The sequence below is a fragment of the Micromonospora fiedleri genome (genome assembly GCF_016774385.1).
GTDB classification, from domain to species: domain Bacteria; phylum Actinomycetota; class Actinomycetes; order Mycobacteriales; family Micromonosporaceae; genus Micromonospora; species Micromonospora gifhornensis.
Map to the genome: position 1 here is coordinate 1 of NZ_JAETXL010000014.1, position 26,439 is coordinate 26,439.

The window sequence follows — 26,439 nt, forward strand, 5'->3', positions numbered from 1 at the left end:
ACCGGAATTGCCTGGAAATACCTTCCCCACGACTTCCCCTCACACAATACGGTGTACGCCTACTACGCGGCCTGGCGCGACGAAGGAATCTTCGCCAAAATCGGATACGACCTGGCTGGGTTGGCCCGGGTGAAAGAAGGCCGTAAACCCGATCCGACGGCTGCCGTGCTCGACACCCAAAGCGTGAAAACCTCTACGAACGTGCCCGTGACCAGCCAAGGAGTAGACGCCGGCAAGAAGATCGTGGGCCGCAAACGCGGGATCATCACAGACGCCCTCGGCATCATCATCGCCGTGATCGTCACCGCCGCGAGCCTATCCGACAACGCCATCGGCACACACCTGCTGAGCGAGGCGAAGAATGCCTACCCGACGATCACCAAAGCCTGGGCGGACACCGGCTTCAAGAACGCCGTGATCGAACACGGCGCCACCCTCGGAATCGACGTGGAAGTCGTCTCCAGGAACGCCGAGAAACGCGGATTCCATGTCGTGAAACGCCGATGGGTGGTTGAAAGGAGCCTGGGCTGGCTGATGCTGCACCGCCGCCTTGCCCGCGACTACGAGACCCTGCCCGCCAGCTCCGAAGCCATGATCCACATTGCCTCGATCGACAACCTTGCCAAACGCATAACAGACGAAACCACGCCAACTTGGCGAGGCACCTACTAACCCTGCAAGACGCAAAAGGCGTAAATCAAACGCCCTCTCAGGGGTGTGCCGGAACCGGCGAACCTGCCGTCCCACTCGCACCTCCCATACGTCGGTGCCCAGGCCACCGAAGCTGGTCCACCCCCACCGTTCTGTGTACAAGATCGCCGCGAGCCGCTTCACGAGACAACTCAGGTCCACGGCTGGAGAGCGTCAGGCCTCTGCCTCCTTCGGCTCCATTTGCACGTACCCCCGGGCGACGAAGAACCGCTCGAGCAGGTAGCACCACCACAGGAGGGTCAGGCCGGGCACCACGAACACCGCGGGCATGAAGTTCCAGATGGCGACGCCCCCGAGGACCACGGCGATCCCGAGCAGGAACGTCAGGCTGGGCGTCGTCAGCCCCAACGTGAGCCCGTTGAGCACCTGGCGCCAGGTGGGGTTCGTGAAGCGGGCTACGAGGGGGAGGCACCAGAAGACCAGGAGCAGGAGGAAAAGTCCGACGACAATGAGCGACACCCAGACCTCGGCCAGCCCGCGAGTGGGCAGGTAGGAGAGCGAGAGGATGCCGACGGCCGCGACCGGGACGGCCAGCAGACCGACGACGGTCGCCTGCCTCCAGCTCTGCCGCAAAGCCTTCGAAGCAATGGCCCGGACGCCACCGTCCTTGCCCAGGACGTACCGGCGGCACACCTCGTAGGCGACCACCGTTCCCGCTCCCGCCGTCACGACAAGGCCGAGGCTCAGGAGCCAGAACAGGCTGATCACGATGATGGAGCCGAGCGAGTCCAGGATGCGCCACAGTCGCGACGTGGGGTTGAAACGGAGAATGGTCGGGGCCTTTCAGTGTGCGCAGTTGCGGGTCCTGGGGACGGGGTCGGCCTCCTGCGGTGGGCGGGAGGCCGACGCGATCAGCCCTTCACGGAGCCGATCATGAGACCGGACACGAAGTGCTTCTGCAGGAACGGGTAGACGAACAGGATGGGGACGGCCGCCACCATGGTGATCGCCGACCGCAGCGCGATCGGTGTGGTGACCTGCCCGCCAGAGGACGCGGCGCCCGTGGCGGCCACGGAGTTCACGCCGGCGTTCATCGAGCTCGACAGCAGCTTCTGCAACTCGTACTGCAAGGTGGTCAACGCCGGATTGCCCGAGGCGTAGAGCAGGGTGTCCAGCCAGGCGTTCCAGCTGCCCACCGCCACGAACAGACCCACCACGGCCAGCGCGGGCTTGCACAGCGGCATCACGATCTGCCACCACGTGCGGAACTCGCCCGCACCGTCCATCCGTGCCGACTCGATGATCTCCTCAGGGATCGACTTCATGTACGTGCGCAGGATGATCAGGTTGAACGCGCTGATGATCGTCGGCACCCAGTAGGCCTGGAAGGTGTTCAGCATGCCCAGGTCCTTGATGAGCAGGTAGTTGGGGATCAGCCCGGCGTCGAAGTACATCGTCAGCACGAAGATCACGGTGATCGGGCGGCGGAAGATGAACTCTGTGCGGCTGAGCGCGTAGGCGAGCATCGAGGTGAAGAACAGGTTTGTCGCCACCACCACGACCGTCTTCAGGACGCTCATGAAGAACGCCTGGTAGATCGTGTGCATGTTGAACACGACGTTGTAGTTCTGCAGCGAGAAGTCCCGAGGCCAGATGCCGATCCCACCACGGACGGCGTCCATGCCGTCGTTCAGGGAGATGGCGAGCGTGTTCAGCAGCGGGTAGACCATGACCGCCGCGAGGGCCAGCAGGAAGGTCGTGTTGAGCGTCGTGAAGACAATCCGCTCGGTCGTCCACTTGCGACGCCGTGACCCGCCCCGTGATGCGCGCCGCGCCGGAGGCTTCGCGACAGTGGTGCTTGACATGAAGTCCTCCTAGACCAGCGTCTCTTGGTTGAGGCGCTTGGCCGCTTGGTTCGCCGCGCCCACCAGGATGACGGCGACGATGGTCTTGAAGATGCCCGCGACGATGGCGAGGCTGTAGTTGCCCAGCTCGTAGCCATAGCGCAGCACGAAGACGTCGATGGTCTCGGACCTGTCGGACACCAGGCCGTTGCCGAGGAAGTACGGCAGCTCGAAGTTCGTGGACAGGATCCAGCCGCTGTTGATGATGAGCAGCACGACGATCGTGGGCCTGATGCTCGGGAGCGTGATGCTGAACATCTTGCGAAAGCGGCCTGCTCCGTCGACCTCGGCGGACTCGTACAGGCTCGGGTCGATCGCGGTGATCGCGGCCAGGTAGATGATCGTGTTCCAGCCCAGTTCCTTCCACAGGTTCGTCCCGGCGACGATCCCCCAGAAGTAGTTCGGCTCGGTCAGGAACAGGACCGGTTGGTCGACGATTTGCAGGCTCATGAGGCCCTGGTTGATGAACCCGCCGGAGGAGGGCAGCGAGAGCGCCACCGATGCCATGCTCGCCACGATCACCCAGCTGAGGAAGTGGGGCATGTAGGTGATGTTCTGAAGGACTCGCTTGAACGGCAGGTTCTTGACTTCGTTCAGCAGCAGCGCTAGGACGATGGCCCCGAGGGTACCGACGGTCAGGGTCAGGAGCGACTGTCCTATCGTGTTGATCACGACCCGGATGAACCGCTCACCCATGACACCGGTGAACAGGTTGTGGAAGTTCTCGAGGCCCACCCACTGCTGGTTCCAGAGGCTGCGGGGACCCGGCCAGGGGCTGCTGCCGCGAGCCGGCTTGAAGTCCTGGAAGGCGATCGCCCAGCCGTAGACCGGGACGTACTTGAACAGGATCTGGTACAGCAGCAGCGGGACGGCCATCGCGAGCAGGGCTCGCTGCGCCCAGACCAGGTCCCAGGTGATCTTGCGCTTGGGATCCTTCGCGGCATTCTTTCGGGCCTTGCGGTTCTGGGCACGCGAACTGCTCGCGGGCTCCGGGGCCGGTTCGAGCCCGGTGGCGGTCACGGGGATGCTGACCGGGGCGTCCGTCATCTGTCCAACCTCGTCGTCAGGAGCAGTGGGTGGTAATCGAGAACGCGTCGTGGTGGGGGGCGCACGCCCCCCACCACGACTGCTCGCAGACTGTTACCAGTTGGCCAGACGGTCCTTGATGCCAGCGGTGACTGCGTCCTCGTACACCTTGACGTCGATCTTGCCGATGGAGTCGACGTAGGCCTGCCAGTTCTTGTCGAAGTCGGCGGGCGGGCCGGCGATGATCCCCGGCAGCTTCTGCACGCTGGTGTCGGTCAGCTGCTGGTTGACCTGGTTGGCGTCGTCGGAGAGCGTGAGGTTCCACGCCGGGTAGTACTTGGGGTTGTCCGGCGCCCTGTTCACGAAGTCAAGCCAGGTCTTCTTGCCGTACTTCGCCATGAAGTCCTTGTCGTAGTCGCTCAGCGTCGCGTAGAACTCGGCGGGCTGGTCGTCGGGGCTGTAGGCGTTGCCGTCGGAGAACTTGCCGTTGCGCTTGGGCAGCATGTCGAGCAGCGCATCGAGACGGTTGGAGGCACGCCAGGTGAGGTCCTTGTAGTTCTTCCGCTGCTCGTCCGTGCGGGAGAAGACGCCGTCGGCGCCGACCTGGTAGTCCTCGCCAGCGATGCCCCAGGAGAGCGTCTTCTGCCACTCTTCGCTGAGCATGATGTCGAGGAACTTCAGTGCCTTCTTCGGCTGCTTGCTGGAGACCGAGATGCCGAACCCCTGGTTGGTGTTCATGACGGGGCGGTCGGCGTACCAGGGCTCCACCCCGTCGTAGACGGGCATGAGGGGCACGTAGGTGTACTCGTCCTTGCCGGCGCTCTGCAGCGACTGGGTGGCGGTCTGGAAGTTCCAGCCCTGGTCGTGCATGCCGAGGACGGTGCCGGTGGCCAGCTTCGCGGTGTACTGGTCGAACGTCAGGGTGAAGGACTCGGGGTCGACGACACCCGAGTTGTACTGCTGGTTGAGGACCTTGTAGAAGTTCTTCGCGATGTCCTTGTCGGCGAAGATCGACGCGTTGTTGTTGCTGTCGACGATGACGCCACCGTTGTTCGGGGAGCCTGCCAGCTGCGCCGGCGGGTTAGTCATGCCCCACTCACGGCCCGTGGACGCCAGAATTTCGAAGCCGACGGTCGGGGCGCCGGCGGTCTGGGGGTGCTTCGCCTTGTAGTTCGAGATGAGCTGGAAGTAGCGGTCGAGCGTCATGTTGCTGAGGTCCGGGTAGCCGGCGTCCGCGAGCACACGCTTCTGGATCCAGAACGCGGGACCGTAGTAGACGCCGCCCGTGATGTCGCCGTAGAAGCGGTTGTAGTTCGGGAGGATGTACAGGCCCTTGTCCACCTCGTCGCCCGAGTAGCTCATCTTCTTGATGTCGTCCTTGACGTGCTCGGCGAGGTTGGGGTAGTCCCCCTTGGCCAGCATGTCGTCCAGGCGCCGCAGAGCGCCGCCCTGCAGGAGACGCTGCTTCAGGTCGCCGGTGCCGATGAGGTCGGGGAACTCACCGCCGGCGAGCATGACACCGATCTTCTGGTCCTCGTTGTCCGGCGTGACGATCTCGTACTTGAGGGTGACACCGAGCTTGTCCTTGAGCAGCTTGGTGATCTTGTTGTTGGGTGCCGGGGCCTGCTGGCTCGACGTGATCCAGACCGTGAACGTCGTGGGGTCACTGGGAGTCAGCGTTCCCGAGTCGTCTTCGGGGTTGTCGGCAGAGGTACATCCGACAAGTCCTACTAACACGGCTGCAGCCAGGACAACAATTGACAACTTCGTTCTTGTGGTACGCACCGAGGGCTCTCCCTTGAGAACAGTTCCGGTCGTCCTTGACTGGAATTTGTGGGCATATCGACGCGAGTTGGGGCTTGGCGTCCTCATTCCGGGCGGATTTTAGCGTTAAAGTAAAGAGTCGATCGTGTTACGTCAAGGCCCGCCCCGGCGGGTGGATGGGTGGCGGGCTTCTCGCCAGACGACGTTGCTGAGCTGGCAGAATGCCGCGATAAGGAGGATATGTGGTAAGAATGGCGGACGTCGCCCGTGAGGCGGGCGTCTCGGTCATGACCGTGTCGAACGTCGTCAATGAGCGCCTCCCGGTCAACGAACCGACGCGCGCCCGTGTCATGGCCGCCGTCGAGGCGCTGGGGTACGAGGTCAACCTGACCGCGCGCCACCTGCGCGCGGGACGGACCGACACCGTCGCCTTCATCGTGCCGAGCTTCCACGACTACTTCGGTGAGGTCTCCGACAAGATCGCGCCGCTGATCGAGGCCGAGGGGCGGCACCTCGTCCTTGAGCGGACGAGCGGCTGCCCCGAGCATGAGATGGCGGCGCTGAGCGTCGCGCGACTCCAGCTCTACGACGGCGTCCTGCTGTCCGTCGTCGGACTCGACCGCGACCAGCTGGACCGCGTGCGTACCGCCAAGCCCATCGTGCTGCTCGGCGAGCGTGACGTGCCCGACCGTTTCAACCACGTGCGGCTGGCGAACGAAGAGGGCGCCCGCCTCGCGACGGCGCACATGATCGAGCACGGCTCGCGGCGCATCGTTGGGTTGGGCTGCACGTTCGACACCGCGCACATGATGACGTCGGACCGCCGCATTGGCTGGGAGCGCGCACATCGCGATGCCGGCCTCGATGTCGACGCACGCTATGTGGTGCCCATCTCCACGTTCACGTCGGCGGCCGGACGTGATGCCCTGCTCGATGTGATCGCGTCCGGTCTGCCCTTCGACGGCGTCTTCGCCGTCACCGACGTCGTCGCGCTCGGCGCGGTCGCGGCCCTGGCAGAGAGCGGGCTCCGGGTGCCCACCGACGTCCAGCTCGCCGGGTTCGACAACCTCGACATGTCACGCTTCGTCCCGCCCGGCCTCACCTCCGTCGACGCGAACCATGAAGGTGTCGCTGAGACCGCGGTGGGTCTGCTGCACCGGCAGATGGCGGGCTGGACCGGCCCGGCCGAGCACGTCGTCGCGCCCGTCCGTCTCGTGGTACGTGGCTCCACCCGCGGTGGGGCTTAGGGCCGTGCAACCACCCGCGCCGTTCAGCCCGTTTCGGTCGAAGGAAACCATGTCGAGCACCTATGGGCGCACGTCCGCCTTGCGCGCCTGTCCCCGCATCCCCGATCACCGGGACGCGGCACCGGCCTCTACGACCCCGACACCGCCACCGAGCTCGTCGACGAGCACACGGTGACAGCGATCCCGTTCTCGACCTGGGGCAACCGCGCCCCCGGCCCGATGCGGGTCTGGCTTCCGCGAGCTCCTCGCTGAGGCATGCAATGACGGAACACGCAACTGATGGGGAGACAATGACGACGACCACGACCGCAGTGATCGACCTCGACCTGCCCGGCGCCACGATCAGCCGGCACGTGTACGGGCACTTCGCCGAGCACCTGGGGCGGTGCATCTACGGCGGGTTCTGGGTGGGTGAGGACTCGCCGGTCGCGAACGTGCGGGGCATCCGCTCGGACGTGGTCGAGGCGTTGCGGGCGATCTCGATCCCGAACCTGCGTTGGCCGGGCGGCTGCTTCGCCGACGACTACCACTGGCGTGACGGCATCGGCCCGCGCGAGAGCCGCCCGCGGATGGTCAACTCGCACTGGGGCGACGTGGTGGAGGACAACGCGTTCGGCACGCACGAGTTCATGGACCTGTGCGAGCTGCTCGGTGCCGACCCGTACGTGTCGGGGAACGTGGGGTCCGGGTCGGTGGCGGAGATGTCGGACTGGGTGGAGTACCTGACCCGGGCGGACGACTCACCGATGGCGGCGCTGCGGCGGGCGAACGGGCGCGAGAAGCCGTGGCGGGTGCCGTTCTGGGGCCTGGGCAACGAGGCGTGGGGCTGCGGCGGTAACCTGCGCGCCGAGCAGTTCGCGTCTCTGGCCCGGCAGTACGCCACCTACTGCCGCAACCACGGCGGCAACCTGCTGTACCGGATCGCGGCGGGCGCGAACGAGGCCGACCTGCACTGGACCGAGACGCTCATGCGCTCGTTCGACGACCTGGCGGCGGACCCGGCCGGGTCGGCAGGCCCGTTCCAGGCCGTGTCGCTGCACTATTACACGATGGCCGGGTCGTGGTCGGACAAGGGCGACGCCACCGGGTTCAGCACCGACGAGTGGTACGTGACCATGGCCCGCGCCCGGCGCATGGAGGAGCTGCTCACCCGGCACTCCACGGTCATGGACCGCTACGACCCGCACCGCAAGGTCGGCCTGGTCGTGGACGAGTGGGGCACGTGGTGGAACGTGGAGAAGGGCACCAACCCCGGGTTCCTGTACCAGCAGAACACGCTGCGCGACGCCCTGGTCGCCTCCGTGCACCTCGACGCGTTCCACCGGCACGCCGAGCGGGTGGTCATGGCGAACATCGCCCAGACCGTCAACGTGCTGCAGGCCATGATCCTCACCGACCCCGACACGGGGGCGCTCGTGCTCACCCCGACGTACCACGTCTTCGCTATGAACACCGGCCACCACGATGCCGCCGCCCTCGCGGTTCACCTGCGCGACGTCGAGACTCGCGCCGTCGACGCGACCGAGCTGCCGCTGGTCTCGGCGTCCGCGTCGGTCAAGGGCGACACCGCCCTGGTCTCGCTGTCCAACCTCGACGCCGAGACGGACCGCACCCTCGTCCTGGACCTGCGCGGCCGCGACGTCGTCGGGCACACCGCGCGGGTGCTGACCGCCACCGCGCTCGACGCGCACAACAGCCCCGAGCAGCTCGACGCCGTCGCCCCCACCAACCATGCCGGCGTGGGCCCCCATCCCCGGGGGCTCGAGGTCGACCTGCCCGCCCACTCCTACGTCACCGTGGCGCTCGAGCTGCGCTGATGGACCGACCAAACGTGAACATTCGCGACGGCGGGGCGGGGCAGACTTCACCAACCCTGTCATCTTCGCGGACGTGCCCGACCCGGACGTCGTCTTCGACGGCCGGTACTACTACATGGTCAGCACGACGATGTACTTCGCGCCGAGCGTGCCGATCATGCGCTCGAGCAACCTGGTGCACTGGTCCATCGCCGGGTACGCTGCGGCGATCCTCGACGACGCGGACGCGCTGGCGCTGCGCAACGGCCAAGACGCGTACGGCCAGGGCAGCTGGGCAGCGAGCATCAGGCTCCATGACGGGACCTACTACGTGTCGGTCGGCAGCCTCACCACGCAGCAGACGTACGTCTACTCGACTCCCAACATCGAGCGCGGGCCGCGCAGCAGGTCGGTGCTCGACGGGTACGCCCACGATCAGTCGCTGCTGTTCGACGGCGACGACGTCTGGCTTGTCTACGGTGGCGGGTCGATCGACCTACGCAGGCTGCGGCGGCACGACGACGGGACCCTCGGGTGGGACGGCCCGGCGACGCGGCTCGTCGAGGACGCCAACGTCGACCAGACCAGCGGTCTGCACGCCGAGGGCGCTCACGCGTACAAGATCGGGGACTACTACTACGTCTTCATGATCGAGTGGCCGTCGGGTGGCGTCCGCCAGGAGGTGCTGTGGCGGTCGCCGTCGCTCACGCCGCAGTCGGCGGGCGGCGCGTGGGAGGGCCGGGTCGTGCTGAGCCAGGGCGTGACGGTCGGGGGCCGGCCCGGAACCGGCGTGGCCCAGGGCGGAATCGTCCAGACGTACGACGGGCAGTGGTACGCCATGCTGTTCCAGGACGAGGGCCCGCTGGGTCGTTCGCCTCAGCTCGTCGGCGTGACCTGGGACGACGACGGGTGGCCGGTTTTCACTCTCAATCCGCAAGCGCCCGCGGCGGCGCACGGACGGCCGGCGACGGGGCCGCCGTCGTTGCCTCGGACGACTTCGACAACCTCCGTGAGCGCGCGGGCTACTGGAACGCCACCAACGCGGATTTTCTGACAGAGTCGGCCGAGAACGCATGGAACGGGTCGAACCTGGGGCTGCAGTGGCAGTGGAACCACAACCCGGACAACCGGTTGTGGTCGCTCACCGAGCGGCCCGGACACCTGCGGCTGACCACGGGCAGCGTCGCGTCGAGCATCCTCGATGCGCGCAACACGCTCACCCAACGCACGCTCGGACCCACGAGCTCCGGCACCATCTCGCTGGACGTCTCGCACATGCAGGACGGGGACGTCGCGGGCATCTCCGCCTACCAGCGCACGTACGGATACATCGCCGTGACGATGGAGGGCGGAACCAGGAGCCTGGTGATGCGCCGGGCAGGCGGCGACGGCGTCATCGCCTTCACCAGCGCACCGGTGCCGCTGCGGGCGGACGTCGTCTACCTGCGCGCGGACGTCGACTTCCGGGATGCCGCCGATACGGCGTCGTTCGCGTACTCGTACGACGGCAGCAACTGGACGCGTCTGGGCGACACCGTGCCGATGCGGTACGACCTCGCGCACTTCACCGGGTACCGGTTCGCCCTCTTCAACTACGCCACCACCGAGCCCGGGGGACACGTCGACGTGGACTGGTTCCGGGTCAGCGACACCATCGGGCTCGCAAACCCTACTCACCGACCGAGCGAAGGAGCTGTCCATGACTGAGCAGGCGACGTCAGCCCTGCTGATCGACGGACAGGCACCCGCCGAGGTGCCGCTGCATCACGTGTGGAACGAGTGCGTCGGTGCCGGCCGCGCGAACGAGGCGTTGCGGGCCGACTGGCAGGCGCACTTCCGCGAGGCCGTCCAGGTGCTGGGCGCCCGGCACGTGCGCTTCCACGGCCTGTTTCACGACGACATGTTCGTCTACCGGACGGACTACGGCGGCGGCTTCGGCCCGAACCAGCCGCTGCCCGAGCCGGTCTACACGTTCGCGTATGTCGACAAGGTGTTCGACGCGATCCTCGACGCCGGCGCTCGTCCGTTCGTCGAGCTCGGGTTCATGCCCCGTGGGCTCGCCACCCAGACCGAGACCCTCTTCTGGTGGAAGGCGCACTGCAGCCCGCCGAAGGAGATGAGTCGCTGGATCGAGCTGGTCGACACGACAGTGCGGCACTGGATCGACCGGTACGGCATCGACGAGGTGCGGCAGTGGCCCTTCGAGGTCTGGAACGAGCCGAACCTGGTGCCGAACTTCTGGACCGGAACACGCACCCAGTACTTCGAGCTGTACGAGGCGACCGCGCAGGCGATCAAGGCGATCGACCCGCAGCTGCGGGTCGGTGGCCCGTCGACAAGCGTCTTCGTCCCCGACGGCCGTTACTCCGGAGAGACCCACGACCCATCGCTCGAGGTCGAGACCGCGGTGGCCACCGACCCGGACAAGCTCGACTGGCAGCCGGTATGGATCCACGAGTTCATCGAGTACTGCGCACAGCGCGGACTGCCGGTCGACTTCCTCACCACCCACCTGTACCCGACCGACTACGCGGCGGACTCGCTGGGCAACCTCAAAGCGGTCACGCGTCACAAGGACGCCACCTATGACGACCTGCAACTGATGCGCACGATCATCGAGACCAGCCCGTACCCGGACGCCGAGCTGCACATCACCGAATGGTCGACCTCGCCGTCGAGCCGCGACGCGATCCACGACACGCTCTTCGCCGCCGCGTACATCGTCCGGGCGTTCCTCAAGGGCGCGCCGCTGGCCGACTCGATCTCCTACTGGACCTTCACCGACGTGTTCGAGGAGGGCGGCGGCGGCATCGGCCCCTTCCACGGAGGCTTCGGGTTGGTCAACGAGAACGGCCTGCACAAGCCGACGTTCCACGCGATGGCCATGCTCCACCGCCTCGGTGACCGCCTCCTGGCCGAACTGCCCGACGGCGTCATCACCCGCTCCTCCGCGACGGGTGACGTTTCGGCCATCTTCTACAACTACCCAGCCGAGATGGGCACGACGGGGCTCGCGTCCCGCAACGGCTACGCCGAGACGCGAGCCCTCGCCGAGATGGGCCCCGAGCGCCGCGTCCGGCACCGGGTCGAGGGGCTGCGCCCGGGCACCGAGCTCACCGTGGAGATCCTCGACTGGGAGCACGGGAACGTCGCCGAGGCCTGGTACCAGATGGGCGCCCCACTCAACATCACGCGGGAACAGACCGCCGAGCTGCGCCACGTCGCCGACAGCCTCCACCGCAGCACGCTGACCGTCGGCGACGACGGCGTCCTCGACATCGACCTCACGCTGCCCGCCTGGGCGGTCGCCTCGGTCGCGCCGACGCTCCCCGGCGGCCAGCGCCCGGATCGGGGGGTCGACGAGCCAGGCGGGATGAGGCCATGACCAGACTGCTCGTGCCCGAGATCGAAGCGCGCCGGCACCTCATCGAGGGGTACGCGCAGTTCCCGGACGTCCCCGAGGACGTCACGAACCTTTGGAAGGCGCCGTTCGGTCCGCCCGAGGAGTGGGACCTGTGCGTTGCCGAGCAGACGATCGACGGCCCGCACGGCCCGGTGCCCGTGCGCGTCTACATGTCCACGGGTCCCGCGCCCGACGGCGGCCGCGCCTGCCTGGTGTGGATGCACGGGGGCGCCTTCGCCTGGGGCGACCTGGACATGGCCGAGGCGCACGAGGTCGCCCGCGGCATCGCCGGGCGGGCCGACGTCGTCGTCGTGTCTGTCGACTACCGCCTGTGCCCGGTGCCGGCCGAGCTGGGCGGCACGGTCGACGGACGGGGGAGGCCCGTGCGGTTCCCCATCCCGCAGGACGACTGCGCCGCGGTGCTCGACGCCGTGCGGGACGATTCGGCTTGTTCTCGGAGCCTCGCACCAACTGAGCTATCTTGCCGTGGCTTGGCCCCGAGTGGACTTCATGCATCTCTGCGCCGTGAGTGCAGATGGCCATCGAGAGGGAATGCAGGCGGCGCTGCGGGCAGGACCCTGTCGAAGTCGTACCGGCTTTTCTCCGCTACTCGGCACGAAGCCGAGTTGTCCACCTGATGCAGGAGTTCAAGACGCTTCAGCCCATCGGACCCCAAAGTGTCGAAGGCCCAGCCGGTGAGAGCCTCCAGAGCGCGCGGCGCGCGGCGCCACACCCTTTCCGCGAGCGTGCGCCGCAGTCCAATAGCCCACCTCGGCCGACGGTTTGCCGGGGGCTACTTCCTTCAGGACCACGTTGCCCACCAACTGCCCGTGGGGTGAATCGGAGCGCGTTTCAAGGACCGCGAAACCGAATCGGTCTCCCGCCGCCCAGCCCCGCTGCTGGGCCTGCACCCACCGGATCGCGTCAGCATCGTTCTTCACGGCAGAGTTCGTCCAGCGACGCAAGGCGGGATCCTGGAACACCTCAACCAGTGCGGGAACGTCCTCCATGCGCCAAGGGCGAAGCACGAGGGCGAGGGCGGGCGGCATCGCGACCGTAGGCAGAACGACAGCGTCATTCACCAGCCGATCGTAGGTCGCAACTGGCGCCGCCACAGGCCCAGCGTTCGAGACGAAGGAGTCGGCTTGGCTGGACAGCCCCCCGTACAGCCAAGCCCGCCGATGCAAACGGTCCGGGATCGACGGGAGGCGACACGGTGAGCAACTCATCGGCAGCCACCGGCACTGCAAGACAGCAGTCTCTTTGAAAGGCAGGGGAGTGCGAGCGTGCCCGTCGCGTGTCCGATGGGACGGGACCCGAGGGTCAACGACGGGCGGCTCTTGGACGTGGCAGCCGGTATGGCGGCGTACGTCAAGCCAAGTCGCTGCCGTGCGACTTCCGGCCGTGTCCGCACCTCCTAAACCGCGTGCTGCAGTCGCCAAGCGTCAGCGTCCGGGGACCAGGTGGGGACCAAACGGTGTGCGCGATGGTGGCCCGCATGCCGGCGACTGCACGGCTTGATCGTGGGGACTGCGTGCGTGACGTGCGTGAACGTGTGGCGAAGCGTCCTGGGGGTCAAGGGGTGGTCGATTCGAATCCGGCCGTCCCGACGCAGGTCAAAGGGTTGATCCGGATATCGGGCGGCCCTTTTCTGCTTTCTGGGGACCAGGCCGGTCAAGTGCGCCGTCCGGTAGCGCTCCTTCACCGCTGGTCAAGTCTGAAGTGTCCAGCCGGGATGGCTGCCGAATCGTTCACCTTCTGGGTCATGGAGCGGCGCGAGGGCGTGCCGCTCGCGGTTTGCCCTGCGGGCGGCCTCCGGCCGGCATCGGCCGGTACGTCGGGTAACACGGGGTGTGCGGTCCTCAGTGATCTTCCGGCCAGTTCAAAACAGCGCGATCTGACCGGGCAGTTCGGGCGGCCCGGACAGCACTGCGCGGAGCTTGTTGATCTGCGGGAACTCACTCACTCCCGCCTCGGCCCAATCGCTCCGCCACTCCGAGTCGTCGCTGAGGACCCGGTCAAGTGCCTCGACCGCCAGCTGCGGCAGGTCGTCGTCTAGGTCAAGGGATTCACCAGCAAGCAGGAAGTCCGGTGCGTACGGCGAGGTGATCGGGTCTCCGCCGGGCATCTGAGACGCCGTGATCGCCGCTGCCGCGATCGCCGAGACGGCATTGACATGGTCGAGGTACCCGGTGTCGAATGCTGCCGTCGTCAGGGCAGCACGAACCATTGCCGCCCGCGCAGACGGATCGGCATCGTGGAGATCGCCGCACCAGTCTGCGGCAGTGTCGTTGTCAAACGGACCGTCATCCCAGGTGCCCATGTGCTCCTCCGAGTTCGCGCTGAGCGGATCATGAAGCGCAACGGGAGCGGACACAAGGCATGAGAACGCTTGACTGGTACAGCCAAACCGGCGGACAGACAAGGACCGCGAGCGGCGGTAACCGACAAGTCGAGGAGCTCAGCCGCAGTAGTCGACGCCGGCCGACAACGGTCTTGAATTCAGCAAGGCAGGAACCAGTTTTGTGGAGTGTGTACCTGTGACTCGGATGCTGATCGTTGACTCCTTCGTGGTTCCTCGTGTTGGCGTCGTGGTCACAGGATGCCCAGAGTCGGCGGACATCCGCGAGGGGGATCCCCTTTGGCTCAACGGGGGCGAGGTACGGCACAAGGTCATCGTGCAAGCCGTTCACCACCTCTGCACTAGGTTCATCGACCCGCAGGTTGCTCCCGCCGGCATGAACACGTCCTTGGTCCTCGACAGCGTTCCGGAGGGAACGAAGCTTCCCGGCCTCTGGCTCTCGTCCGAGTAGACCGCCATGACAGCAACCGGCGCCAGGAGCAGCGCTGGACGGGCCGACGCAGCAGCAGGCAGGCAGCGCCGAGACCAGCAGTTGTGGGCGTGTCTAAACCGAGCCGGACAGTCCGGCCAAGGCTACGGATCAGGTGGTCGGGCGTAGGGCAGGCAGCAGTCCTTAGCCTCATCTCGTCCACGACGCTGTCGGTGACCCGGCTGATCAACTCCCGGGACACGTCGGCGTCATACACGTCCGCCAGCTGGGCCGAGATCTCCCCGGTGGTCGGCCCTTTGGCATACAGCGACGCCGATCGCCTCCTTGAACCCATCCAGCCGGCGGCTGTGCTTCGGGACGATCCGCGGCGTGAACGAACCCGCCCGATCCCGCGGGACCTGGATCCGCACCGGCCCGACCTCGGTCTGCACCGTCTTCGCACCGTGCCCGTTACGGATGTTGACCCGCCGGCCGGTGGCCTCGTCGAGATGAGCATCCCAACTCCGCACCGAGCGCTGATTCCAGGACGGTCCGGGTGATCCCAGCGAGGAGCCCACCCGGCCCGACCAACGAGCCTCCGTCAGCCTTGGCCCGCTCGACCAGCTGCTGAGCGAACTCCACATCCGCGGGCGTCGGTTCAGGAAGCTGAGCAGCGTTCTTCTTGTCTGCGATGACGCGGTCCTTCCTGGACAGGACCGACGTCCTGTCCAACGGACCACACCCAGGTCAAATACGGAAATCTACGCAGTCCCTGTGCTCTCATCGGCCGGGCCAACCCGGGTCAACCGGTGCTGACGTAGGGCCTCGTGGCCGGTTGGTGGTCGCAAACGGCGAGGACCGAGCCAGCGCGACCCCATGTCCGGACCGCGCCAGCCGTCTGATCCTTCGGTCGTCACGACCGACACGTGCCGAGCCAAGCGGCGGCCGACGCGGGACAGCCGGTATGTCCCCGATGGACCCTGGCTCCTTGACCGGAAAGGCGATTTACCGGCGGGTACGTGACACGGCCGACCTCGGGACGATCCGCGGGCTTAACGAAGGCCATCTAGCGTCCTCGATCAACCCCACACCCGGAGGCCTGATGAGCCAGACCCGCAGGGATTTTCTCCGTCGCGTCGGTATCGCCGGTGGTGCCGGCGTCATGCTGCACAGCATGGGCGCGCTCGGTTTGACCAGCGCCCACGCCGCGGAGACACCACCGTTCACACCACCGAAGAAGAGCGACCTCGGCCGGCACGGCCGTAAGACGGTCATCGTGATGGGCGGTGGCATCGCCGGCCTCACCGCGGCCTACGAACTACTCAAGGGCGGGTACGACGTCACCGTCCTGGAGGGACGCGGCCGGCCCGGCGGCCGTAACCGGACCATCCGGGGCGGCGACACCATCACCGACCTCAAGGGACAGACCCAGCGGGCGACCTTCTCCAAGGGCCAGTACATGAACGCCGGCCCCGGCCGCATCCCGCAGATGCACGTGACTATCGACTACTGCCGGGAACTCGGCGTCCCAATCGAGGTTTTCACCAACCAGAACGCCGACGCCTTCCTCTACCGCGAGAACGTGCCGGGTGCCCTCAACGGCGTCCCGGTCCGGCACCGGGCCGCCAAGGCGGACGCCTACGGGTACACGGCCGAGCTGCTCGCGAAGGCGACCGACCAGGGCTCGCTCGACCAGTACCTCACCGCCGAGGACAAGGAGCGCCTCCTGGCCTACCTACGCAGCTTCGGTGCCATCGGGAACCGGGTCGCCGGCGACCCGGCGGCCAGCTTCCGGTACACCGGCGGCGGGCGGCGCGGCTACGCCACGCAGCCGGGTGCCGGCCTGGAGTCGGGCACCACCATCCCGCCGTACGCGATGTCTGACCTTCTCGCCTCGACCGTGGGTAACTACTTCTCGTTCGAGATGGGCTTCGACCAGGCGATGATGATGTACCAGCCGGTCGGCGGGATGGACAGGATCGCCTACGCTTTCGCCTCGGCGATCGGTGCCCGCCGGATGCGTTACAACGCCGAGATCGTCGAGTACCGCAACACGACCTCGGGCGTTGAGGTCGTGTACACCACCCCGAAGGGTCCGAAGAAGGCGGTCGCCGACTTCGCGATCAACACTATTCCGCCGCACATCGCCGCGAAGATCAGTTCCAACCTGCCCACGGCGGTCGTCACTGCCCTCGGGTCGGTGAGCGTCACCAATGCCGGCAAGATCGGCATCGAGTACGACCGCCGGTGGTGGGAGGAGGACTTCCGCATCTACGGCGGCATCACGAACGCCAACACCAACCTCGGGAACATGTGGCACCCGTCGTACGGCTACAACGGCGAGCGGGGCACCATGATCGGCTACTACAACACCGGCGGGAACGCGAACTTCTACGGCAACCTGTCCCCGGCGGAGCGACTGGCCGAGGCGGTACGGCAGGGAAAGAAGATATTCGGTGACGTGTACGGCGAGGGAATCACCGCCTCCTACTCCCGGGACTGGGCCTCCACGCGGTTCTCCGAAGGGGCGTGGGTCAGCTGGCCCGGCGCCATCGGTGGGCAGACCGGCGCCGCGTACCGCAGTCTCCTGGAGCCGGCCGGCAACGTCTACTTCGCCGGCGACCACCTCAGCCACGCCATCGCCTGGCAGCACGGCGCGATGGTCTCCGCCCGTGTCGCCGTCGAGTCCCTGCACGCCCGCGTCACGGCCGCTTGAGCACGCCCGCCACCCCCGGTCGCCCCGGCAGAAAGGTCCCCACCGTGCGCCGAAGCGCCATCCTCGCCTCCGCCGCCGTCGTCCTTCTCGCCATCCCCGCCAGCGCCGTCGCCGGCGGGCTGTTCCCGCCCCGGCCCGGTACCACCGTCACCCTGCTCCCTGCCGGACAGGACAACCCCTCGATCGCCGACGGCGTGGCCATCGGCAAGAACACCGCGCTCTACAAGTCCAGCGGGCTCGGCCCGGCCGCCCTCAACCCGGCCGCACCGGCCGGGTCGGAGGCGCGTTACATCGACACCGAGGTGTTCCCCGGCGGTGTGCTGCCGCCCGGCGTGACCATCACCGAGGCGCAGGGCATCAACGTGCTGCGCCGGATCGGGGAGAACCTCGCCCGCGCGGGCCTGACCTACCAGGACGTCATCAGCATGCGGGTGTTCCTCCAGAATCCCGACGGCCAGGAGCGGATGGACTTCAACGGCTGGAACCGGGCGTACCGCCAGTTCTTCGCCAACACCAGCCTGTCGACCGGCAAGCCGGTGCTCGTGCCGCTCGGGTCGGCCGCCCCGACCCCGCCGATGGTGGTCAACCCCGCCCGGCCGTCGCGGTTCGCGATCGAGATCGAGAACCTGCCGGTCAACGGCTGGCTGGTCGAGGTGGAGGTGGACGCCGCCTACCCCGCGAAGAAGAAGTGACCCCTCGTCACAGGCGCACCGTCGACCGGCCCCCCAAGGTCATGGAGCTGGACCGGTTCGACCTCGCCTGATCCGGCACGCCTGATCCGGCACGCCTGATCCGGCACGCCTCCGACGGGCCTCGGTCGATCCGCCGCGATCGGCCGGGGTCCGTCCACGGGTGCCGGCAGCCGGTGGTGGGGCGGCGGGTCTGCGAGCTGCGTTTCGGCCGCGGGGTGTTGCGGCCCGCGTGGTCCGCACAGGAGCGGGAGGACCTTCAAGCCGCCGCGGAGCGCGGCCGCGGAACCGTCGAGAGCGTACCGACGACGTCAAAGCGGCCTCGCGGCTCCGATCTTCCCGTCTGGCGGGAGGGTGGTGATCCTGTGTTGGCAACCTGCGGATTCACAGCGGAAACACCGCTTGGACAACACGTCGTACGGTGCGAGATCAGGTCGCGTCGCGCAGCCAGGTTCGGCAGAGCCACCAGGCGGTCATGGCACCGAAGGTGCCCGCCGGGTCGATGCCGGTGACGGCGGCGAAGCGCCGGACCCGATTGCGAACCGTGTTGGGGTGCACGAAAAGTCTCGCCCCGGCGAGGTCGACATCGCGGTCGCTCTCCAGCCAGGCGAGCACGGCGTGCGCCACCGATTCGGCAGTCGGTCCGAGTGCCGCCCAAGCGGGCGCGTACCTGTCGAGCAGCACCGTTGCCAGGTCTGCCCGCTCGGTCAACGCCGCCAGCCAGGCCACATCGGCAATGTGAACCAGTCCGGTGCGGCCGGTGGACTCGGCGGCGGTCAGGGCCGCGGTGGCGAGCCGCCGCACCGGCGCGAGTTTCTCCGGTTCGGCCGGACCGGCGAGCCCTGCCACAGCCCCGATCCCCTCCAGGCGGGCGGACGGAGCCCGGGACAGAACTCCGACCATCAGGTCGTCCACGGTCGCGCACAGCACCGGCGGGTGCTCGCGTACGGCTCGTTCGATGCCGGCGGCGGTTTCCCCGGGCCGGGCGACGAGCACCCACAGCCCGTCGGTGATCGGAAGGCCGGCCTCGGCGGCTGCCAGCGTGGCCGCCGAACCACCCTGGAGCAGCCGCCGCAGCAGTGCCGTGTCCCGGCGCCCGGGAAGCGGATCCGTGCTGGCTCCGGTAGCCCGATGCGCGCTGATCAGCCGGGCCCGGACGGCCTCGGCCCAGTCGTCGTAAAGGTCCCGGACGTCCAGCAGTTGCTCGGCGCTGACGCCTTGGGCTCGGGCGAGTTCCCGGGCCCGGGCCCAGATCGCGCGCTCGGCGAAGTGGATCGCGCCCAGCACCGATTCGATGGGCACGCCCTGCCGGGCGCGGGTGACACCGAGGTCCGCGACGAACGACAGCTCAGCTTCGGTGGGGCCGCGCCGTGCGGCCAAGGCGCGGGTTGCGGCCACCAGCAGAGCGCGGGTGTGTCCGGCGATGTCGGAGGTGGGCAGTGCGGAGACCTCCCGCACGGTGGTACGGACTCCGGCGACCACCGACGGCAGCAGTTCGTCATCGCCCACGACGCGTTCGATCAGGTCCACCACTGTCGTCCAGCCGTCCGGATGCGTCATCCTGTCATGCTCCCCGCCGTTGTGGTGCGCTACAACAAGAACCCGAAACTGCGTGCTCCACGCCATGTATTCGCCCTGTGCCAGGCCCTACGGTTTGGCGGAAGCTACAACCGTCGAGGAGCACCGTGGCCGTTTCGTCGAGTCGGGTGGCGGTGATCGGTGCGGGAGCAGCCGGTCTCGCCACGGTGAAGGCGCTGCTCGACGCCGGTTGTGCGGTGGTGGCGTACGAGAAGGGTGACCGGCCCGGTGGCCTGTGGGTCAGGGACAACAGCAGCGGCCTGTCCCCGGCGTACGCCTCGCTGCACTTGAACACCAGCAAACGCCGCACCGAGTTCGCGGATTTTCCGATGCCCGCGGACTGGCCCGACTATCCGTCGGCCAGTCGCGTCGCCAGTTACCTGGCCGACTATGCGCAGTCGTTCGGGCTCATTCCGCACATCCGGTTCGGGAGCACGGTCACCCGCGTCGAGCGTGACCGGCTCTGGGCGGTGACGACCGAGTCCGGTGACACCGAGCGGTACGACGCCGTGGTGGTCGCGAACGGCCACAACTGGGATCCGCGCTACCCGGATCCGGCTTATCCGGGGACGTTCCACGGCACCCAGATGCACGCCCACGACTACCGCACGCCGGACGTCTTCCGGGATCGGCGGGTGCTGATCGTCGGCATGGGCAACTCGGCCATGGACATCGCGGTGGACGCCTCGCACGTCGCTCGAGGGCCGGTCCTGCTCTCCGCCCGGCGCGGCGTCCACATCGTCCCCAAGTACCTGTTCGGCCGCCCGGCCGACGCGACCGGTGGCGCCCTCGCCGCCCTGCCGTGGCGGCTGCGGCAGCGTATCGCCGAGACCCTGTTGCGGCTCGCCGTCGGGACCCCGCAGAGGTACGGCTTACCCGCCCCGGCCGGTGGCCTGTTCCAGAACCATCCGACGATCAGCGACACGATCCTGCACCGGCTCACCCACGGTGAGGTGACCCCACGTCCCGGCATCGAACGGCTGGACGGGGAACGGGTGATGTTCACCGACGGCAGCGCCGACCCGGTCGACGTGATCGTCTGGGCCACCGGGTACCGGGTGAGTATCCCGTTCCTGTCCCCTCAATGGCTGGGCCCCGACCCCCAGCAGCTGCCGCTGTACCAGCGAGTCTTCCATCTCGACGACCCCAGCCTGGCATTCGTCGGCCTGATGCAGTCCACCGGTGCCGCTCTGCCGGTCGTGGAGGTCCAGGCCAAACTGGTCGCCGCATATCTCTCCGGCGACTATGCCCTGCCCAGCATCGACGAACAGCAGCACGCCGTGCAGCGAGCCTTGCGCGCCGCGATCGAGCGGTGGGGCACGAACGCGCGGCCGCACATGCGTATCGATTTCGACAGGTACGTCGCCGACCTGCCCCGGGAGATCGCGGCTGGCCGCAATCGCCTCGCCCGAGGCGGACGCACCTTCACCGCCCAGGAGAGTGTGGTTTGAGCGCCCGAGACCCCCGCGGATTGCGTGTCCTCGTCACCGGTGCCTCCGGCACGTTCGGCCGGGCCATCTGTGCCCGCCTGGACGAACTCGGAGCCGAGGTCGTCGGGTTGGACCTGGCACCCCGTGCCGATGACCCGGTCCGGGTCCTGGCCTGCGACATCACCGACGACGACGCGGTGCCGGCGGCGGTACGCGAAGCAATTGACCACCTCGGTGGGCTCGACCTGCTGATCAACAACGCCGGAATCGGTGGGCCCGCCCCGGCCGAACTGGCGCCGGGCGCGGAAGTACGCCGCCAGCTCGACATCAACCTGCTGGGCACCTGGCGGGTCACCGCCGCATGTGTGGACGCGCTGGTCGCCTCTGGTGGCCGGATAGTCATGCTCAGCTCGCGGATGGCCGTCATGCAGTTGCCGCTGGCCGCTGCGTACGGCGCCTCCAAGCGCGCCCTGGTCGCGTACGCGGACGCGCTGCGTCTGGAACTCGGCACCCATGTCGGCGTCACCTGCGTGTACCCGTCGGCGGTACGAAGCCCGATCCACGACTCGACGGCCGCGGCCGGGCTCTCGCTGGAGGGCATGAGCCAGTACGAGCCGCTGGACGGGGTGGTCCGCACCGTGCTGCGCGCCGCGCTCAGTCGCCGTCCTCGCCGTGATCTACCCACCACCCGGCGAGGCGCGGTCGAGTTCTTCCTGGCCCGTCACCTGCCCGCGCTGACCGATCGGATCGTGGCGCGCACCCTCGCCGGCCGGATCCGCTCCGGCGCGTTCCAGGGCGCCGAACTGGCCGCGGGTGTGGTCGCACGACACGAGGCGACCCGATGACGGCGCTGCGCGGGACCGCGGGCGAGGTGCGGACCAGGGCAGGTGACCTGACCGCGTACGCCACCGGTTCGGTCGGGATGGGCGTCTGGGTGACCGTCCCCGGCCTGCTGTTGCTCTATTTCCTCACCAACACGCTCGGTGTCTCGCCGTTCCTGGCCGGTCTCACCCTGCTGCTGCCGAAGATCATCGACATCATCGTGCATCCGATGCTGGGCAGCCGATCCGACCGGGAAGCGCGCAGCAGCGGACACCGGCTCGGCATGCTGCGGGTCGGCCTGCTGCTTCCGGTGGCCATGGTGGCGATGTTCTCGGTGCCCGCCGGTTTCTCCGGCGCATCGGCGGCGCTCTGGGTGGGCGGCTGGTTCATCGCCGGCAACCTGCTCTTCGCGTGTTTCCAGGTGCCCTACCTGACCACCCCGTCCGATCTTCGAGTCGGGTACCACGAGCGCACCCGGGTGTTCATGTTCCGGATGCTCTTCCTCACCCTCGGGCTGCTTGGTGCCGGTGTGGCCGCACCGGCGCTGGTGGCGTCGGGACAGCGCGGCGACTACGGCCGGATGGCCCTGCTGCTCTCCGGCGTCATGGTGATCTCCGGGCTGGTCGCACTGACCGGGGTACGGCGTCTCACTGCCCACGCCGGTTTCCGGATGCCCGACCAGCAGGCGGCCCACTCGACCATCGGTGACATCGCGGTCGCCTGGCGGGACCCCGACTTCCGCGCGTTGGTGCTGTCCTACCTGTTCACCGGCACCACTACCCACCTGTTCCTCGCAGCACTGCCGTTCTACACCAGGTACGTCTTCGACAACTCTGGACTGACCGCCGTGTTCATGGGGGCGTTCCTCGGTCCAGCGGTCGTCGCCGGTCCGGTGTGGATGCAGGTGTCCCGGCGCATCGGCAAGCAGCGTGGCCTGCTGATCTGCCAGGCGGTCTTCGTGGCCGGTTCGCTGGCGCCGCTGCTCGGCTACGGCACCGGGCCGGCTGTCGCGGTGGTCGGCGTCCTGGGCATCGCGTTCGCCGGGCTGCAGCTGTTCGCGTTCTCGATGGTCCCGGATGCGGTCGCGGCCGCCGAGCAGCGCGGCACCGTCCGGGCTGGCGCCTACACCGGTGTCTGGACTGCCACCGAAGCCACCGGCACCGCAATCGGCCCGTACGTGTACTCGGCCGTACTCGCCCTGGGCGGCTTCATCTCCACCACCGAGGGGCAGACCGTGACGCAGCCAGAGTCCGCCCACACCGCCCTGTTGATCGGCTTCACCGTGGTCCCGGCGGTGCTGATGGCCGCGGCGCTGACATTCCAAGTGCGCTGGAAGCTGGATCGGACACGCCACACCAGTTGAGTATTACGTGCTCAGGCCGGCACCGGTCGCCGAGCGAAAGCGCGCATGGCCAGCGTCCCGAGCATCGGGCGGGAAGCCAGCAGCCAGAATGGGGGCTGACGTTGCCGGCATTGCGCCGGTTCGGGTTCGGCGATCACGCGGTGCCACCGCTGCCATAGCGTCCCGCACCGCCGCACCGACGGCTGGTCAATCGGCGACGCGTTCGATGAGGACCCGGCGCACACCGGCGTCGAGCAGCGCAAAGCCGAACCAGGAATCCTGCCTATGTCAGACTCGGTTCGACCTGGTCGGCGCTGCGGCCCCGGTCGAGCTTCGTGTCGCCGACGGGCTGGCGCAAGGTTGCCATGGTTGTGGATGACCGTGCTGCGTGCCGACAGTACCCCCAAAAACCCTGGCTGATGATTGACAATCAGTGACAAGGTGAGACCAGCGATCGACACTGTACCTGCAGTGTTAGCGCGAGACCGGGTTTCCCATGACGGGTCGCTTCAACTACAGAGGTTGAAAGGCTGACGTTCTTCGACGTGTCCGTGTGATCTGCGTCGATGGTTTGGGTAGGTCGGGGTGATGAGATATCCGGCTGGTGGTGGCATGAACGCGGCAGCCCGGGTCCGGCGTGAGAAGGTCCGGATCCAGGCCGCGTCCATGTTCGAGGAGTCCATATCGACGACGCAGATCGCTGCTGAGCTGCGGGTTTCCGAGAAGTCCGTCCGTGAGTGGCGACGGAGATGGGTAGCCGGCGGGACGGAGGCTCTTGCGTCGGCTGGGCCGGGTGGCTCGGACTGCAAACTCTCGGCTGACCAGCGGAAAGAACTCGCGGAGATGCTCGATGAGGGTCCTCGTGCCCACGGCTGGGAGGATGCCCGCTGGACCCTGGCGCGTGTCGCCGAGGTCATCGAACGGCGTTTCGCGGTCGGCTACACCCTGCGTGGGGTGTCGTACCTGCTGCACCGCATGGGCTACAGCCAGCAGGTCCCGACTCGCCGGGCGGTCGAGCGTGACCCCGAGGCGATCGCAAGTTGGCACCGGGGGCGGTGGCCGTCGGTAAGAGGTTAGCCGCAGCCCGCGGCGCATGGATCTGCTTCCAGGACGAGGCGGGGCAGGTTCTGCGACCGCCGGTGGCCAAGACCTGGGCCCGGCGTGGACACACGCCCGTCGTCGAGGTTTCCGGCAAGGGCTCCGGCCGGGTCTCGATCGCCGGCCTGGTCTGCCTCAAGCCCGGACAGCGAGGCCGGCTGATGTGGCGAACCCGGCTGCACCGCGCACGCGCGGGCGAACGGGGCAGCTTCAGCGAGGACGACTACATCGCCTTCCTCGACCAAGCCCACCAACGCCTCCAGACGCCGATCGTGCTGATCTGGGACAACCTCAACGTGCACGTCAGCCGCCGCATGCACGCCCTGATCGCCGCCCGGACCTGGCTGACCGTGATCCGCCTGCCGCCCTACGCGCCCGACCTCAACCCCGCCGAGGGCGTCTGGCGCTGGATGAAACGCGGCCTGACCAACACCGCCGCCAACGGCGTCGACCACCTCGCCGACCTGGTCAGACAACGGCTACGAGCCTGCCAACAACAGACCGATCTCCTTGCCGGCTTCCTCGCCAACACCGGCATGACCCTCGAACCCGAACTACCGTGACGACCCGAACTTCAGCCTTTCAACCTCTGTAGCACGGGACAGGCGTGGACCGCAAACGCAAGGAGGCCGCTCCGGGTGAAAGCCGGGGCGGCCTCGTGGCGAAGAAGAGTGGGCCGTTTGCTAGTTAGGTTGATCGGCTTGCTCCGGGTGTGGTCGTTCGGGATGGGGACGGGGTTCGTGGCCTGTGGTCGGCCCTGCGGCATGCCGCACGCGTTACGCCCTTCCCCGAGGATAGAGGATCATGTACCTTACGTTCACGCAGGTAGGAGCGACACGGGGGCAGTAACGAGTCGACGCAGTTGACTCTCGACTATCAAATGCCGCCTTGGCCCTGATCTTCGAATCGGGGGGCTGCACTACTGGCCACCAGCAGACGCTCACCGCCGGCGTCACAATCACCACTGGTGCGTCGATCTCCGCAAGCGCAATCATCGGAGAGTTGGAGGCGAGCACGAGCCTATCTCTCGCAGTCTCCGGCAGCAGCACGAGCTCGTCCTCGGTCTCGGTGACCGCCACCGTGAAGCCAAACAAGTACGTTGTCACCTACGCCGGCAGGGTCCAGGTCACGGGCAACTGGAAGAAGAACACCTGCTCCAGTGGTAGCGGCTCGGTCGTTGTCTCCGGGCAGGGCACCGGCAGGTCGCACCACGTGCAGGAGGTCGGTGCCGTCCAATGCGACGTCACCCAGCCCTCCGGCAGCATGGCGGCCGTCGCCAAGAGCAGTTATCGAAGAGAATGGTGATGTCGTGAGGCTGGCACGAGTGTTGGCGGTCAGCGGGCTACTGGCGCTTTCGGTCACTGCCTGTACCGCAAGCGGCAAGCCAACATCGGTGAAGACGACAGCGGGCAGTCCTGCCTCCGCAGGTCCAGGTAGCCCGGCTGGCACAGATCCGAGCGGCACGGACTGCTGGCCCACCAGCGTGGTCGCCGACGGTCCGGCGCCCGGCCCTGCGGAATGGACGTTCACCGCGGTCCGCAAGGTGGTGCCGGAGTTGGGCGATGAGGTTCTGCCACCCGAGATCGACCAGCCGTTTGTTCCCGTGGTGGAGTGGAACATCTCCCGCGTCGACAGGGCCGCGGCGGTCGCCGCCATTGAGGGCTCCCTTGACTATGTCGCCTCTGGGACCAGTGACACCCTCGTCGACCTGGACCGCTTCCTGGCAGGTGTCAAGGAACCGCGTACGTACGTCGGTTACGCGGCGGTGCAGCGGCTCTCCGTACCGCTAACCGCTGAGTGCCCGGACGGCAGCACGGCGAAGGGGAAGCTTTCCACCTGGTCCGACGCCGAGACCGGTGTGGTGGTGTGTGCCACCAGGTACGCCAAGGGCGAAGCCTCGGCGGTGGCGCTTCGCGCCCAGGCCGATTTCTGCAGCTGACGCCACAACGGGTTGCAGGCAACCGAACCAACATCACTGCTGCACCTGCGGGAACTGCCGTCGCCGGTCCCTCATCCGGCGCTGTTGGAGCGGACCGGCGATCGGGGAGCGCAGCAGCCCACGCGCGCCGCCGCCACCAAGCCCCCGCCCCGAGCCGGAGCCAGAGCAGCGGGCACTTGATCAGGTCTCGCACTGACTGCCGGGCATATCCCGCGCAGCGCGCGCCAAGTCGGCACCAAGTGCGTGCCAGGCGCCGCGCCGGA

25 protein-coding genes are annotated in these 26,439 nt (G+C 67.6%); 17 read left to right on the top strand and 8 right to left on the bottom strand.

Annotated features, from left to right (window positions below; genetic code table 11):
• Window positions 1–672, top strand: a 672-nt coding sequence (locus JMF97_RS28050; protein WP_203224267.1) for an IS5 family transposase, incomplete at its 5' end; no start/stop codon positions are given.
• Between the two features lie 192 nt (window positions 673–864).
• Here JMF97_RS28050 and JMF97_RS28055 read toward each other — a convergent pair.
• The 4 genes from JMF97_RS28055 to JMF97_RS28070 all read right to left on the bottom strand — a co-directional run bounded on the left by JMF97_RS28055 (window position 865) and on the right by JMF97_RS28070 (window position 5,318).
• Entirely contained in the window at window positions 865–1,419 is a 555-nt protein-coding gene (locus tag JMF97_RS28055) for a YesL family protein (RefSeq protein ID WP_203224268.1), read from the bottom strand.
• Window positions 1,420–1,562: 143 nt separating this feature from the next.
• Window positions 1,563–2,516, bottom strand: coding sequence for a carbohydrate ABC transporter permease (locus JMF97_RS28060; RefSeq protein ID WP_203224269.1), 954 nt, complete (start codon window positions 2,514–2,516; stop codon window positions 1,563–1,565).
• A gap of 9 nt (window positions 2,517–2,525) precedes the next feature.
• Window positions 2,526–3,602 (bottom strand): ABC transporter permease, encoded by a 1,077-nt coding sequence (locus JMF97_RS28065; RefSeq protein WP_203224270.1) that lies wholly within the window; start codon window positions 3,600–3,602, stop codon window positions 2,526–2,528.
• Window positions 3,603–3,695: 93 nt separating this feature from the next.
• The gene (locus JMF97_RS28070) at window positions 3,696–5,318 is read right to left on the bottom strand and encodes a type 2 periplasmic-binding domain-containing protein (protein ID WP_203224271.1); all 1,623 of its coding nucleotides are present in this window, start codon (window positions 5,316–5,318) and stop codon (window positions 3,696–3,698) included.
• Between the two features lie 278 nt (window positions 5,319–5,596).
• On the opposite strand from JMF97_RS28070, the gene JMF97_RS28075 reads away from it, so the two are divergent.
• The 7 genes from JMF97_RS28075 to JMF97_RS28100 all read left to right on the top strand — a co-directional run bounded on the left by JMF97_RS28075 (window position 5,597) and on the right by JMF97_RS28100 (window position 12,429).
• The gene (locus tag JMF97_RS28075; protein WP_203224272.1) at window positions 5,597–6,592 is read left to right on the top strand and encodes a LacI family DNA-binding transcriptional regulator; all 996 of its coding nucleotides are present in this window, start codon (window positions 5,597–5,599) and stop codon (window positions 6,590–6,592) included.
• Between the two features lie 171 nt (window positions 6,593–6,763).
• Complete coding sequence (locus JMF97_RS32430) at window positions 6,764–6,844, top strand: hypothetical protein (RefSeq protein WP_353505311.1); 81 nt, start codon at window positions 6,764–6,766, stop codon at window positions 6,842–6,844.
• 38 nt (window positions 6,845–6,882) lie between these two features.
• Window positions 6,883–8,409 (top strand): alpha-N-arabinofuranosidase, encoded by a 1,527-nt coding sequence (locus tag JMF97_RS28080; protein WP_203224273.1) that lies wholly within the window; start codon window positions 6,883–6,885, stop codon window positions 8,407–8,409.
• Window positions 8,324–9,442, top strand: coding sequence for a glycoside hydrolase 43 family protein (locus tag JMF97_RS28085; protein WP_238360327.1), 1,119 nt, complete (start codon window positions 8,324–8,326; stop codon window positions 9,440–9,442). Before JMF97_RS28080 ends, JMF97_RS28085 begins: the two co-directional genes overlap by 86 nt.
• 35 nt (window positions 9,443–9,477) lie before the next feature.
• The gene (locus JMF97_RS28090) at window positions 9,478–10,095 is read left to right on the top strand and encodes a beta-xylosidase family glycoside hydrolase (RefSeq protein WP_273543958.1); all 618 of its coding nucleotides are present in this window, start codon (window positions 9,478–9,480) and stop codon (window positions 10,093–10,095) included.
• Window positions 10,088–11,773, top strand: coding sequence for a GH39 family glycosyl hydrolase (locus tag JMF97_RS28095; protein ID WP_203224275.1), 1,686 nt, complete (start codon window positions 10,088–10,090; stop codon window positions 11,771–11,773). The genes JMF97_RS28090 and JMF97_RS28095 overlap by 8 nt, the downstream gene beginning before the upstream one ends.
• The gene (locus JMF97_RS28100; RefSeq protein ID WP_203224276.1) at window positions 11,770–12,429 is read left to right on the top strand and encodes an alpha/beta hydrolase; all 660 of its coding nucleotides are present in this window, start codon (window positions 11,770–11,772) and stop codon (window positions 12,427–12,429) included. Before JMF97_RS28095 ends, JMF97_RS28100 begins: the two co-directional genes overlap by 4 nt.
• Window positions 12,430–12,438: 9 nt before the next feature.
• Here the strand turns inward: JMF97_RS28100 and JMF97_RS32105 are convergent, their stop codons facing one another.
• The 3 genes from JMF97_RS32105 to JMF97_RS28110 form a co-directional block, all read right to left on the bottom strand.
• Complete coding sequence (locus tag JMF97_RS32105) at window positions 12,439–13,020, bottom strand: GNAT family N-acetyltransferase (protein WP_307817125.1); 582 nt, start codon at window positions 13,018–13,020, stop codon at window positions 12,439–12,441.
• Between the two features lie 653 nt (window positions 13,021–13,673).
• Window positions 13,674–14,114: a DUF4259 domain-containing protein gene (locus JMF97_RS28105; protein WP_203224277.1), complete on the bottom strand. Its 441-nt coding sequence runs from the start codon at window positions 14,112–14,114 to the stop codon at window positions 13,674–13,676.
• A gap of 717 nt (window positions 14,115–14,831) precedes the next feature.
• Window positions 14,832–15,206: a transposase gene (locus JMF97_RS28110; RefSeq protein WP_238360328.1), complete on the bottom strand. Its 375-nt coding sequence runs from the start codon at window positions 15,204–15,206 to the stop codon at window positions 14,832–14,834.
• A 458-nt stretch (window positions 15,207–15,664) separates the two neighbouring features.
• Between JMF97_RS28110 and JMF97_RS28115 the strand changes: the two genes are divergently transcribed.
• Window positions 15,665–17,278 carry a flavin monoamine oxidase family protein gene (locus tag JMF97_RS28115; RefSeq protein WP_203224278.1) on the top strand — a complete coding sequence of 538 codons (1,614 nt, stop codon included), beginning with the start codon at window positions 15,665–15,667 and terminating at the stop codon, window positions 17,276–17,278.
• A gap of 44 nt (window positions 17,279–17,322) precedes the next feature.
• Window positions 17,323–17,970, top strand: a complete 648-nt coding sequence (locus JMF97_RS28120) for a Rid family hydrolase (RefSeq protein WP_203224279.1) — start codon at window positions 17,323–17,325, stop codon at window positions 17,968–17,970.
• A gap of 426 nt (window positions 17,971–18,396) precedes the next feature.
• On the opposite strand, the gene JMF97_RS28125 is transcribed toward JMF97_RS28120, so the two are convergent.
• Window positions 18,397–19,527 (bottom strand): PucR family transcriptional regulator, encoded by a 1,131-nt coding sequence (locus JMF97_RS28125; RefSeq protein ID WP_203224280.1) that lies wholly within the window; start codon window positions 19,525–19,527, stop codon window positions 18,397–18,399.
• 125 nt (window positions 19,528–19,652) lie between these two features.
• Between JMF97_RS28125 and JMF97_RS28130 the strand changes: the two genes are divergently transcribed.
• The 7 genes from JMF97_RS28130 to JMF97_RS28160 all read left to right on the top strand — a co-directional run bounded on the left by JMF97_RS28130 (window position 19,653) and on the right by JMF97_RS28160 (window position 26,176).
• Window positions 19,653–20,996, top strand: coding sequence for a flavin-containing monooxygenase (locus tag JMF97_RS28130; RefSeq protein ID WP_307817126.1), 1,344 nt, complete (start codon window positions 19,653–19,655; stop codon window positions 20,994–20,996).
• On the top strand, window positions 20,993–21,820 hold the full coding sequence (locus tag JMF97_RS28135; RefSeq protein ID WP_238360330.1) for an SDR family NAD(P)-dependent oxidoreductase: 828 nt from the start codon (window positions 20,993–20,995) through the stop codon (window positions 21,818–21,820). Before JMF97_RS28130 ends, JMF97_RS28135 begins: the two co-directional genes overlap by 4 nt.
• Complete coding sequence (locus JMF97_RS28140) at window positions 21,817–23,160, top strand: MFS transporter (RefSeq protein WP_203224281.1); 1,344 nt, start codon at window positions 21,817–21,819, stop codon at window positions 23,158–23,160. The genes JMF97_RS28135 and JMF97_RS28140 overlap by 4 nt, the downstream gene beginning before the upstream one ends.
• A 591-nt stretch (window positions 23,161–23,751) precedes the next feature.
• On the top strand, window positions 23,752–24,216 hold the full coding sequence (locus tag JMF97_RS28145) for a winged helix-turn-helix domain-containing protein (RefSeq protein ID WP_273543957.1): 465 nt from the start codon (window positions 23,752–23,754) through the stop codon (window positions 24,214–24,216).
• A complete protein-coding gene (locus tag JMF97_RS28150; protein ID WP_307817127.1) occupies window positions 24,195–24,800 on the top strand; it encodes a transposase in 606 nt (201 codons plus the stop codon). Before JMF97_RS28145 ends, JMF97_RS28150 begins: the two co-directional genes overlap by 22 nt.
• Window positions 24,801–25,125: 325 nt before the next feature.
• Complete coding sequence (locus tag JMF97_RS28155) at window positions 25,126–25,542, top strand: hypothetical protein (protein ID WP_203224282.1); 417 nt, start codon at window positions 25,126–25,128, stop codon at window positions 25,540–25,542.
• Window positions 25,543–25,720: 178 nt separating this feature from the next.
• Window positions 25,721–26,176, top strand: coding sequence for a hypothetical protein (locus JMF97_RS28160; protein ID WP_203224283.1), 456 nt, complete (start codon window positions 25,721–25,723; stop codon window positions 26,174–26,176).
• The last annotated feature ends 263 nt before the right edge of the window (window positions 26,177–26,439 follow it).